This window comes from Lysobacter sp. Soil_N_23, assembly GCF_057656135.1.
The window spans coordinates 44,721-54,732 of record NZ_JBDGKY010000025.1 but is presented as its reverse complement, the minus strand read 5'-3'; the positions used below and the strand labels follow the sequence as shown (position 1 = coordinate 54,732).

Sequence of the window (10,012 nt, the reverse complement as noted above, 5' to 3'; positions counted from 1 at the left end):
GGATGGCCCACGCCCCGCATTCGGACAGGATGTCCGACTAAGGGGCGGAGCAATCCCCGGCCCGGCGGACGACGCCGACCCGCAGACGAAAGCCCAGACCTCACGGCCACGGCCTAGAAAAGAAAAAGGCCGGCAATGCCGGCCTTTTTCATAAGCAACAACGACCTCAGTCGGCCAGGTTGCGGCCGTGGTAGAGCTCTTCGATCTCGCGCTTGAGGCGCGCCTCGATCTTCATGCGCTCCTTGAACGACAGGTTCTTGGCCTTCTCCTCGAACAGATAGTTGTCGAGGTCGAACTCCTTCAGGTGCATCTTCGTGTGGAAGATGTTCTCCTGGTAGACATTCACGTCGAGCATCTCGTAGCGCGACTTGATGTTCTTGGCCAGGTAGTCCTGGATCGAATTGATCTTGTGGTCGATGTAGTGCTTGCGCCCCTTGATGTCGCGGGTGAAGCCGCGCACCCGGTAGTCCATGATGACGATGTCGGACTCCAGGCTCTCGATCAGGTAGTTCAAGGCCTTCAGCGGCGAAATCACGCCGCAGGTCGCCACGTCGATGTCGGCGCGGAAGGTCGCGATGCCGTTGTCCGGATGCGTCTCCGGATAGGTGTGCACCGTGATGTGCGACTTGTCCATGTGCGCGACCACGGCGTCGGAAATGATCTCCTTGCCGGCATCCTTCTTGTCGATCACCGGCTCCTCGGAAATGAGGATGGTCACCGACGCGCCCTGCGGATCGTAGTCCTGGCGGGCGATGTTGAGGATGTTGGCGCCGATGATCTCCGCCACATCCGTCAGGATCTGCGTCAACCTGTCGGCGTTGTAGGCCTCGTCGATATACTCGATGTAACGACGGCGCTCGTCCTCGGATGCCGCGAAGCAGACATCGTAGATGTTGAACGAGAGAGCCTTGGTGAGGTTGTTGAAACCCTGCAACCTCAGGCGAGGCAACGGCTTGACCACGGTGGGGGGTCCCGGTACGGCGGTGAGGGGCGAGATTATGAGGCAATTGTTGTTACGGGGGAACGCGCAGGCTCCCTCGGACCACCGGACCGGCCGAACCTGAACCGGCACTTCCGTCACAGGTTCAGATTCCGCCGGGGTGACGCTCTGCGGCGGATATTTGCCCAAAGCGTTAGTTCGGCCTAAGCTCGGCGCATCACAAAACCTTCACGCCCATGTCCGCCAATCCGGTTGTTCCCTCGCCTGCCCTGCGCCGAACCAACAGCCCACTGCTGCCGGACGGCGCGACCATTGAGCGATTCCTTGCTCACTGCCACCGTCGTCGCTACCCGTCGCGTACCGACGTGTTCCGGCCCGGCGACCCGGCCAGCACGCTCTATTACATCGTCTCCGGCTCGGTCAGCATCATCACCGAAGAGGAAGACGGTCGCGAACTGGTGCTGGGTTACTTCGGCCCCGGCGAGTTCGTCGGTGAGCTGGGCTTGTTCATCGCCAGCGACCAGCGCGAGGTGATCCTGCGCACGCGCAGCACCTGCGAGCTGGCCGAGATCGGCCACGAGCGCCTCTACGACCTGTTCCTGACCCGCCTGTCGCTGGACGCGCCGAAGCTGCTCTACGCCATCGGCGCGCAGATCTCGCGGCGCCTGCTCGACACCAGCCGCAAGGCCGGCCGCCTGGCCTTCCTCGACGTGACCGACCGCATCGTCCGTGCCCTGCACGACCTGGCCAAGGAACCCGAGGCGATGAGCCACCCGCAGGGCACCCAGATCCGCGTCTCGCGCCAGGAGCTGTCGCGACTGGTGGGTTGCTCGCGCGAGATGGCCGGCCGCGTGCTCAAGAAGCTGCAGGCCGACGAGAAGCTCCACGCCCGTGGCAAGACCGTCGTCCTCTACGGCACCCGATAGTGGGACGCGTCGCCGGTTCCGCCGACACCTCGATCCGGGTGCGGGCCGCGGAACTTGGCGACGCCAGCGATGTCGCCCGGCTGCTGGGCGAACTGGGCTACCCGTGCAAGCGCGACGAGGCGGCCGAACGCATTGCGGTGGTCCGCCATGACCCGCGCCAGCACCTGCTGCTGGCCGAGGTCGACGGCGATACGTGCGGCCTGGTGTCGCTGTACACCCTCTACTCGGTGATCCACGGCGACGAACTGGCGCGCATCACCGGACTGGTGGTCCAGGCCGGCAGCCAGGGCCAGGGCATCGGCCGGCGCCTGCTGCGCGAAGTCGAGCTGATCTCGCGTCGCATCGGCGTGCGTCGCATCGAAGTCACCAGCAACGCCCGTCGCGCCGAAGCCCACGCCTTCTATCGCCATTGCGGTTACGCCGATGGCTCGCTGCGATTCATCAAGGCGCTGGGCGACTGAGTCAGGCGCCTGCCCTCACCCCAACCCCTCTCCCGCAAGCGGGAGAGGGGCTCAAAGGAGAGGGCTCAAAGGAGAGGGGCTCAATGGCTCAGCTCACGCGGTCGCCGCCGCGCTGCTTGCAGCCCCAGTTGAGGATCGGCGTCCCCGGCGGCAATACGCGGCGGAACATCGCCACCCGGCTGTGCTTGGGATTGACCACCACCGGCTTGCGCGCCGCCTGCAGCAGCGGCAGGTCGGCGCTGCTGTCGGAATAGGCCACCGCGATCTGGTCATAACCGGCATCCCAGATCATCCGCATCTTGTTGCGGTGGTGGCAGTGTTCGACCGTGATCATGCCGCCCAGGAACGGACCGCCGATGCTGCCGATCACCGGCAGGTCCTCGTGGGCGACGAAGTCCAGGATCGCGCGCGCCAGCTCCGGCGACGCGCCGGTGGCGATGATCACGCGGTCGCCGGCGTCGCGGTGGCGCTGCAGCACCTTGAGCGCCACCGGCAGCAGCCGCGCACGGATCTGCCGCGTGTGGATCCGCACGTACTGATCAATCAGATCGTCCATGTCGCCGCGGCGATGGGTGCCGACGGTGCCGATCCACAGGTACGCCGAGATCGCCCGCCGCCGGGTCGGCAACCACGCGATCATCGGCAGCAGCAACGGCGACAGCAGCAGCGCCGCGGTCACCCGTGCCCAGTGGCGCTGGATCAGCCACAGCACCAGGTGGCTGCCCGAATCGCCGTCGTACAGCGTGTGGTCGAAGTCGAACACGACCAGCGGCGAGTAGGGACGCCCGGGGTCCATCTCCTTGCTCATGCCGCGAACAGCCGATGCAGCGCGGCACCCGGGTCGGTTTCGCGCATGAAGGACTCGCCGATCAGGAACGTCTGCACGCCGGCCTCGCGCATCGTCGCCACGTCGGCGCGGGTCGCGATGCCGCTTTCGGTGACCAGGGTGCGGTCGCGCGGCACGGCACTGCGCAGCGCCAGGGTGGTATCGAGCGAGACCTCGAACGTGCGCAGGTTGCGGTTGTTGACGCCGATCAGCTCGCAATCGGTCTGCAGCGCGCGCTCGAGCTCGTCGATGTCGTGCACCTCGACCAGCACATCCATGCCCAGCTCCATCGCCAGGTTGGCCATCTCCACCAGCGGGCCGTCCTCGAGGGCGGCGACGATCAGCAGGATGCAGTCGGCGCCGATCGCGCGTGCTTCATAGACCTGGTACGGGTCGATGGTGAAGTCCTTGCGCAGCACCGGCAGCGAACAGACGCCACGTGCCTCGCCCAGGAACAGGTTGCTGCCCTGGAAGAAATCGACGTCGGTCAGCACCGACAGGCACGCCGCACCGCCTGCCTGGTAGCTGCGAGCGATGTCGGCCGGATGGAAGTCCTTGCGGATCAGCCCCTTCGACGGGCTGGCCTTCTTCACCTCGGCAATCACCGCCGCCTCGCCGGCCGCGTGGCGCTTGCGGATCGCCTCGACGAAGCCGCGCGTTGGCGGCTGCTGCAGGGCGCGCTCGCGCATCTCCGCGAGCGTTCGCACCCGGCTGCGTTGCTGGATCTCCTCGGCCTTGCGGGCGAGGATGGTGTTGAGGATGTCGCTCATGGGCTGTGGACCAGTGAAAAGTGCGGAAGGGGAAAGCGGGATTGACGCGACCTGGACTCGTTACTCGTTGCTGTCCACCAGGCCGTCCGCCCGTTTTGCCGCCGCCCTGCCGTAGGCGCGCTCGACTTTCGCCACGCGCAGTTCGTAGTGCTCGTACCAGTGCTGGCGCCCATAGGCGCGGGTCGCCGCATGTTCGGCGTGCTGGCGCCAGGCCGCGATCGCAGCCTCGCATTCCCAGTACGACACGGTGATGCCGAAGCCGTCGTCGCCGCGGGTGGACTCCACGCCGAGGTAGCCCGGCTGCTGCGCGGCCAGCTCGACCATGCGCTGCGCCGCTTCGGCATAGCCTGCATCGTCATCGCCGTTGCGCCGGGAGGAGAAGATCACCGCGTAGTACGGCGGCTGTGGCAGGCGGGCGAAGGCGTCGTCCATCTCACGCCTCCGCTACGGGCTGGGGCTGGCCAGCCAGCTCGCGCGTCGCAGTGACGAATTCCTCCAGCTTGGCGTGCGCCGCACCGGAGGCCAGCGCCGCGCGTGCGCGGTCGATACCTTCGGCGATGCTGTCGGCGACGCCGGCGGCATAGATCGCCGCGCCGGCGTTGAGCGCGACGATCTCGCGCGGCAGGCCGCTTTCGTTGCGCAGCGCCTGCAACACCAGCGCGCGCGACTCGTTGGCGTCGTTCACGCGCAGGTTGCGGCTGGCGGCCATGGCAATGCCGAAGTCCTCCGGATGCACCTCGTACTCGCGCACCACGCCGTCGCGCAGCTCGCCGACCAGGCTGCCGGCGCCGAGCGAGAGCTCGTCCATGCCGTCGCGACCCCACACCACCAGGGCGCGGCTGGCACCGAGTTCCTGCAGCACGCGCACCTGGATGCCGACCAAGTCGGGGTGGAACACGCCCATCAGGATGCTCGAGGCGCCAGCCGGATTGGTCAGCGGGCCGAGGATGTTGAAGATGGTGCGCACGGCCATCTCGCGCCGTACCGGCGCCACCACCTTCATCGCCGGGTGGTGGACCGGGGCGAACATGAAGCCGATGCCGCAGCGGTCGATGCATCGGGATACCTGCTCGGGCTGCAGCTCGATCGCCGCGCCCAGCGCCTCGAGCACGTCGGCGCTGCCGGACTTGGACGAGACGCTGCGGTTGCCGTGCTTGGCCACCTTGGCCCCGGCCGCAGCGACGACGAACATGCTGGCGGTGGAGATGTTGAAGGTGTGCGCGCCATCGCCGCCGGTGCCGACGATGTCGACCAGTCCGGTGCGGTCGGCGACCTCGACCGGCCGCGCGAACTCGCGCAGCACGGTCGCGGCGCCGGCGATCTCGCCCACCGTTTCCTTCTTCACCCTCAGGCCGGTGAGGATCGCCGCGGTCATGGTCGGCGACACTTCGCCGCGCATGATCATGCGCATCAGCTCGACCATCTCGTCGTGGAAGATCTCGCGATGCTCGATCGTGCGTTGCAGGGCTTCTTGCGGGGTGATGGGCATGGGGGGCTGCCAGGTTCTCGAATGCGACGGGGCAATGCGAATGAAAAGGACCGGTTGCCCGGCCGTCAACGCTCCAGGAAATTCTTGAGCAGCGCGTGGCCGTGTTCGGTCAGGATCGATTCGGGGTGGAACTGCACGCCTTCGACCGGGAATTCACGATGGCGCAGGCCCATGATCTCGTCGAACTCGACCGCACCCGACGCGTCGTCGGCGGTCTCGCTCCAGGCGGTGATTTCCAGGCAATCGGGCAGCGTCTCGCGCGACACCACCAGCGAGTGGTAGCGGGTGGCCTCGTACCCGTCGGGCAGGCCGGCGAACACGCCCTTGCCCTCGTGGCGGATGCGCGAGGTCTTGCCGTGCATGATGCGCTTGGCGCGGATGACGTCGCCGCCATAGGCCTGGCCCAGGCTCTGGTGGCCCAGGCAGACGCCAAAGACCGGGATGCGCGGGCCGAGCTGGCGGATCACGTCGACCGACACGCCGGCCTCGTTGGGCGTGCACGGCCCCGGCGAGACCACGATCCGCTCCGGCTGCAGCGCCTCGATCTGGGCGACGCTGAGCTCGTCGTTGCGGACCACCTTCACTTCCGCCCCGAGCGTCTGCAGGTACTGCACGAGGTTGTAGGTGAAGCTGTCGTAGTTGTCGATCATCAGGAGCATGACGCGCTTTTCCGCCCTTGGTTCCAAGCGTTCTCGGGAAAGTAGCGTCGCGGATTCCGCTTCGTTACCCCTTCTCGGGCGCGCTGAAGCAGCACCCAGCCCTGAATGATAGCGGCAGCGACGGCCGCAGGCTGTCGACGGGGCGGCGCAGGCCAGCGCCGGGATCCTAGCCCCCGCTGCTGGAGGCGTGAGCCGTGGGTCGCCCCATCGCTAGGCCAGGAGGTCTCGAAGCGAAGCCAAAGGCATCCACAGCTTGGCAGGGTCGTCCTCGCAAGCAGTGAAGCCGTACTTCTCGTAGAAAGGTCCCAGCCCATCCTTGGCGTCGACGAAGATACCTGCGACCCCGATGCTCTCGGCAGCAATCACGGCCAGGCGGATGGCCTCCATCAGAAGGGTCTCTCCGAGCTTCTGCCCTTGGAATTGCTTGTCGACGGCTAGACGACCGAGTCGGGCGATCGGCACCGACCTCGGCAGCTTTCCTCGCGTGGCTTGAGGGAGGGCTGTGCCTTCGACCTGGCCCGAGGAAATCGCGATGTAGCCCAGGATGGTGGCCCCGGTGACATCCGTGTAGCCGGCGCAGTGCCATGCGGACACGTTTCTGGGCACGGCTACGACTGTGCGAGCGGTGTTGTTCTTTGCCTGCTGGCTGGCAACGCTACGCAGCCAGGTGTTCAACGGTTCTACGCCGCAGTCAAACGCTGCGCGGTCGTGGCTTCCATCCAATACGAGTAGTTCCAGCTCCGGTTCTGCTTCCTGCATTTGTGCTGTTCTCCAGATGATTGCGGAGCGCAACAGCAAGGCGTTCATTGACCGGCTGCGGGTTGTCCAGTGCTGCGAAAAACCGCTCAGCATCCCGTGAACTCAACTGGATGGTCCGGCTTTCCCTCACAATTCTTTCTGCTTCCCGCAGCGCGGCCTGGGCAACGAATTGATTTGTCGTCGTTGCTGTAAGCCTTGCCGCTTGCTCGATTACGTCTTGCGCGTAAGCCGGGACGCGGGCCGTAATGCGACCCCGCTCGGCGGCACCTGCGGACATGGGGACTCCCAAGCTCTCTTCTGTGGCGGATTGCCACCGGGCTACTATACAGGACGCGGTGCCAAAATGGCACCATCACAAGGAATGCAATCTCTTCCAGCGCTCCGGACCACAGATGTGCCGTTGCCTTACAGCGCCGCCGCCCAGACCAGGTGCGCGACCTCGGGCCGGGCGATGTCGCTGTGTGCGCCCGATGGCGGGCCACCTTCGCGGATCACCGTGCTGCACTCGACGTTGTAGATGCGCCGGGGCTGGAAGCCGTAGGCAGCATCCTTGCCCTGGACGGTGAGATCGGCGATCTCGAGGCCACCGCCGCGAAGGCCGAAGGTGCCGACGCCGCCGTACTTGGGCAGTTCGCCAGGCGCGAACGCCACCTGCCGGGCGACGCCGGCCGCGGCCGGGTACAGGCTGCCGACGGCCATGTCGCGGCTGGACTGGGTGGTGACGATCGGCCCGGCCACCGCGTGCTCCGCGACCAGTTTGCGGAAATAGCCCGGCTTTCCCGGCGCCGAGGGGATGGCGTCGCAGTACGACCACAGCGACAGCGCGCCCTGCACCAGCACCAGCGAATGCACCGGCCGCGGCAAGCGGCTGCCGACAGGGCCGGCGACGCTGGCCGAGACGGCGATGCAACCAAAGCTGTGCCCCATCAGGTGGACGCGGACGTCGCGCCCTTCGCTGGCGCGCATCAGCGCGGTCAGGAAGGCGAATCCTCCGCTCTCGCCGAACTCGCGCGCGCGGTCCTTCATCTTCCAGAACGACAGTTGCACCAGCGGCGAGAGCAAGGCGTTGCGCACGCCGCCACCGCCGAAGCTGGCGGCATCGTCGAGGGCGTCGGCGTACGCGGCCTCGGCGTCGAAGCGTTCGCGGTCGCCGCCGGGATCGCCGGCGACGCCCTGCGCGCCCATGCCCGACTCACGGTCGAGCGCGGCGTAGGCCTCACGCACGTCGTCGGGCAGCGTCGCCGGCGCGAACTGCATCTGCGCGGCTTCGAAGATCGTGCGCAGTGCCGCGCGCGCGGCCGGTGTATCGGCGATCTGCTCGGCGCAGCGATCGATCTCCGCCTCCAGCTCATCGACCGCGCCGGGTGCGAAGGACGTTGCCGGGTCGAAGGACTCCTCGCCGAACGGCAGGCTCGGCCAGTGCAGCCCCACCAGCAGCGGCTTGAAGCCCGGCCGCTGTTGCCTGGCCCGTTGCAGGTCGCCGTCGAGCGCCATCATCGCGCCCATCCATGCGCCGTATTGCTTGCGCGCGGCCGGGATGTCGCCCTTCCAGCCGTGGATGAAGACGAAGACATCGCTGGGTTGTTCGTCGCGCAACGCCTGCAGCACGCGCTCGCTCATGCGTCCGTCGGAGTCGTCGTCGCGCTCGCGGCCCTTGGCGTCGAAGGTGACCAGGTAGTAGGGAATGGCGGTCCCGGGGATGGTTTCGATGGTCATGGCGGCAACTCCGTGCGGTGCATCAGGGGGCGTCAGGGGGCTTCAGGGAATCTGGACGGCCGGGTCGCCGATGACGACATAGCTGCGCGCATCGTTGTTGGCGGTCCACAGCCCGGCCAGGCTGCGGTCGTCGGGACGGGCGCCGAACTTGAGGTCTTCCAGCTCGCCATTGAGGCTGACGGCCAGATCGGCGTGCTTCATCGAGAACGCGTCCATCGCCGCGCCGACGCGCGCGCCTTTCATCAGTTCGCCCAGGCAACTCTCGAAGGTATGGGTCTGCGCGCCCAGGCCGGGCCAGGTGAACGAGTAGGTCCAGGCGCGCTCGACATGACCGACCACGGCCAGCGTGCCGCCCTGTGCACGGCCAAGCAGACGGCGCGGCAGGCCGGCCAGGAACGGCGCGGCGGCAATCTCCGCGCGCATGCCATCGGCATGCGCGTAGTCGTCCAGTTGCGGCGTGCCGGCGCCGTAGCAGGCGAAATGGAACGCGATCGCCGGCGCCGTCGAGGCGCCGTCGGCAACATCGTCCGCCGAGAAATAGTGCTCGCCCGGAATCGCGCCGCGGTGCAGGCGCGGCCCGGGCCAGTCCTGGCACAGCAGCGCGCCCTGGTGGCGCAGCTGCAGCGGATCGTCCTTGGGAAATCCCATGCCGTGGCTGGCGGTGACCAGCAGTGCCGGTGCATCGTCGCCGTTGATCTGGGCGGCAAGCGCGGCCTTGGTCGCTTCGGCCGCCATCAGCGTCTGCACCTGCCAGGACCGCGCTGTGGCCGGTCCGGCCTGCAGCGATGCCGCCAGTGGCGTCATCAGCAGGTCGCAGCTCATCTGCGTGGCGCGGTCGTCGTCGTTGCGCACGGCGAAGAAGCATGCGCGGCGCGCGACCGGCTGCCGTTGCTCGGCCGCGATCACGCTCTGCGCGTAGTGCCCGTACTCCTGCACGCTGTCGAAGGCGATGCGCCCCACCGCGTAGTTCACCCCGAGCTCGTACTGGAAGCGAAACGGAATCGACTCGGGCCCGCCGACGATCAGCAGGTAGTACGGCACGCGCTTGACCTGCGCCTGGCCGAGTTCGGCACCGTTGCGGCCGAGCCAGGCGCGGGCTTTCTCGCCCGGCCGGTAGGCGTTCGCATCGGCAAACACCTTGAACAGGTCGCCGCTTTGCGCGTGGCGCAGGTCCATCAGCGGCTTGAGCGCCTGCACCACGTCCGCGGCGACATCATGGGCGAACACCGCGCCCCAGCCGACCTGCGACAGGTCCTGCGGATCGATGCCAAGCGGCGCGCCGAAGGTGAGATCGGTCGCCTCATGGCGTACGCGCAGCTCGCTGCTGACGATCGCCTCGACCGGTTCCCCTCTGGCGATCCGCGCGATCTGATCCAGGCTCAACGCCGACAGGTAGGAACCGGTGGCGCCATTGATACCGTTGAGAACGGGCGCGTCGTCGTGGTCGATCACGGCATTCATACAGA

At 67.2% G+C, this 10,012-nt stretch carries 12 protein-coding genes; 2 read left to right on the top strand and 10 right to left on the bottom strand.

What is annotated here, in order from left to right; all coding sequences use genetic code 11:
* Window positions 1-166: 166 nt before the first annotated feature.
* Window positions 167-961, bottom strand: coding sequence for an adenosylmethionine decarboxylase (speD, locus tag AC3A3X_RS15865; protein WP_200606931.1), 795 nt, complete (start codon window positions 959-961; stop codon window positions 167-169).
* A gap of 215 nt (window positions 962-1,176) precedes the next feature.
* Between speD and crp the strand changes: the two genes are divergently transcribed.
* Both crp and AC3A3X_RS15855 read left to right on the top strand, forming a co-directional pair.
* Complete coding sequence (gene crp, locus AC3A3X_RS15860) at window positions 1,177-1,866, top strand: cAMP-activated global transcriptional regulator CRP (RefSeq protein ID WP_487583985.1); 690 nt, start codon at window positions 1,177-1,179, stop codon at window positions 1,864-1,866.
* A complete protein-coding gene (locus AC3A3X_RS15855; protein WP_487583984.1) occupies window positions 1,866-2,327 on the top strand; it encodes a GNAT family N-acetyltransferase in 462 nt (153 codons plus the stop codon). The genes crp and AC3A3X_RS15855 overlap by 1 nt, the downstream gene beginning before the upstream one ends.
* A gap of 88 nt (window positions 2,328-2,415) precedes the next feature.
* Here AC3A3X_RS15855 and AC3A3X_RS15850 read toward each other — a convergent pair whose 3' ends face one another.
* The 9 genes from AC3A3X_RS15850 to AC3A3X_RS15810 form a co-directional block, all read right to left on the bottom strand.
* On the bottom strand, window positions 2,416-3,135 hold the full coding sequence (locus AC3A3X_RS15850; protein WP_487583983.1) for a haloacid dehalogenase-like hydrolase: 720 nt from the start codon (window positions 3,133-3,135) through the stop codon (window positions 2,416-2,418).
* The gene (gene trpC / locus AC3A3X_RS15845; protein ID WP_487583982.1) at window positions 3,132-3,923 is read right to left on the bottom strand and encodes an indole-3-glycerol phosphate synthase TrpC; all 792 of its coding nucleotides are present in this window, start codon (window positions 3,921-3,923) and stop codon (window positions 3,132-3,134) included. Before trpC ends, AC3A3X_RS15850 begins: the two co-directional genes overlap by 4 nt.
* A gap of 60 nt (window positions 3,924-3,983) precedes the next feature.
* The gene (locus tag AC3A3X_RS15840) at window positions 3,984-4,355 is read right to left on the bottom strand and encodes an antibiotic biosynthesis monooxygenase family protein (protein ID WP_487583981.1); all 372 of its coding nucleotides are present in this window, start codon (window positions 4,353-4,355) and stop codon (window positions 3,984-3,986) included.
* Window position 4,356: 1 nt separating this feature from the next.
* Window positions 4,357-5,412, bottom strand: coding sequence for an anthranilate phosphoribosyltransferase (gene trpD, locus AC3A3X_RS15835; RefSeq protein ID WP_487583980.1), 1,056 nt, complete (start codon window positions 5,410-5,412; stop codon window positions 4,357-4,359).
* A 65-nt stretch (window positions 5,413-5,477) separates the two neighbouring features.
* Entirely contained in the window at window positions 5,478-6,071 is a 594-nt protein-coding gene (locus tag AC3A3X_RS15830; RefSeq protein WP_487583979.1) for an anthranilate synthase component II, read from the bottom strand.
* A gap of 210 nt (window positions 6,072-6,281) precedes the next feature.
* Window positions 6,282-6,878, bottom strand: a complete 597-nt coding sequence (locus tag AC3A3X_RS15825; RefSeq protein WP_487583978.1) for a GNAT family N-acetyltransferase — start codon at window positions 6,876-6,878, stop codon at window positions 6,282-6,284.
* A complete protein-coding gene (locus AC3A3X_RS15820) occupies window positions 6,763-7,107 on the bottom strand; it encodes a type II toxin-antitoxin system TacA family antitoxin (RefSeq protein ID WP_487583977.1) in 345 nt (114 codons plus the stop codon). The genes AC3A3X_RS15825 and AC3A3X_RS15820 overlap by 116 nt, the downstream gene beginning before the upstream one ends.
* 128 nt (window positions 7,108-7,235) lie before the next feature.
* Complete coding sequence (locus AC3A3X_RS15815) at window positions 7,236-8,546, bottom strand: hypothetical protein (protein ID WP_487583976.1); 1,311 nt, start codon at window positions 8,544-8,546, stop codon at window positions 7,236-7,238.
* A 42-nt stretch (window positions 8,547-8,588) separates the two neighbouring features.
* Window positions 8,589-10,007 (bottom strand): hypothetical protein, encoded by a 1,419-nt coding sequence (locus tag AC3A3X_RS15810; RefSeq protein WP_487583975.1) that lies wholly within the window; start codon window positions 10,005-10,007, stop codon window positions 8,589-8,591.
* Window positions 10,008-10,012 lie beyond the last annotated feature (5 nt).

Excerpts from the sequence above, each read along its gene's own strand:
- AC3A3X_RS15820 (WP_487583977.1), bottom strand. The coding sequence starts at position 7,107 with ATGTCCGCAGGTGCCGCCGAGCGGGGTCGCATTACGGCCCGCGTCCCG.
- trpD (WP_487583980.1), bottom strand. The coding sequence starts at position 5,412 with ATGCCCATCACCCCGCAAGAAGCCCTGCAACGCACGATCGAGCATCGC.
- AC3A3X_RS15830 (WP_487583979.1), bottom strand. The coding sequence starts at position 6,071 with ATGCTCCTGATGATCGACAACTACGACAGCTTCACCTACAACCTCGTG.
- AC3A3X_RS15840 (WP_487583981.1), bottom strand. The coding sequence starts at position 4,355 with ATGGACGACGCCTTCGCCCGCCTGCCACAGCCGCCGTACTACGCGGTG.
- AC3A3X_RS15815 (WP_487583976.1), bottom strand. The coding sequence starts at position 8,546 with ATGACCATCGAAACCATCCCCGGGACCGCCATTCCCTACTACCTGGTC.
- AC3A3X_RS15825 (WP_487583978.1), bottom strand. The coding sequence starts at position 6,878 with ATGAACGCCTTGCTGTTGCGCTCCGCAATCATCTGGAGAACAGCACAA.
- AC3A3X_RS15810 (WP_487583975.1), bottom strand. The coding sequence starts at position 10,007 with ATGAATGCCGTGATCGACCACGACGACGCGCCCGTTCTCAACGGTATC.
- trpC (WP_487583982.1), bottom strand. The coding sequence starts at position 3,923 with ATGAGCGACATCCTCAACACCATCCTCGCCCGCAAGGCCGAGGAGATC.
- crp (WP_487583985.1), top strand. The coding sequence starts at position 1,177 with ATGTCCGCCAATCCGGTTGTTCCCTCGCCTGCCCTGCGCCGAACCAAC.
- AC3A3X_RS15850 (WP_487583983.1), bottom strand. The coding sequence starts at position 3,135 with ATGAGCAAGGAGATGGACCCCGGGCGTCCCTACTCGCCGCTGGTCGTG.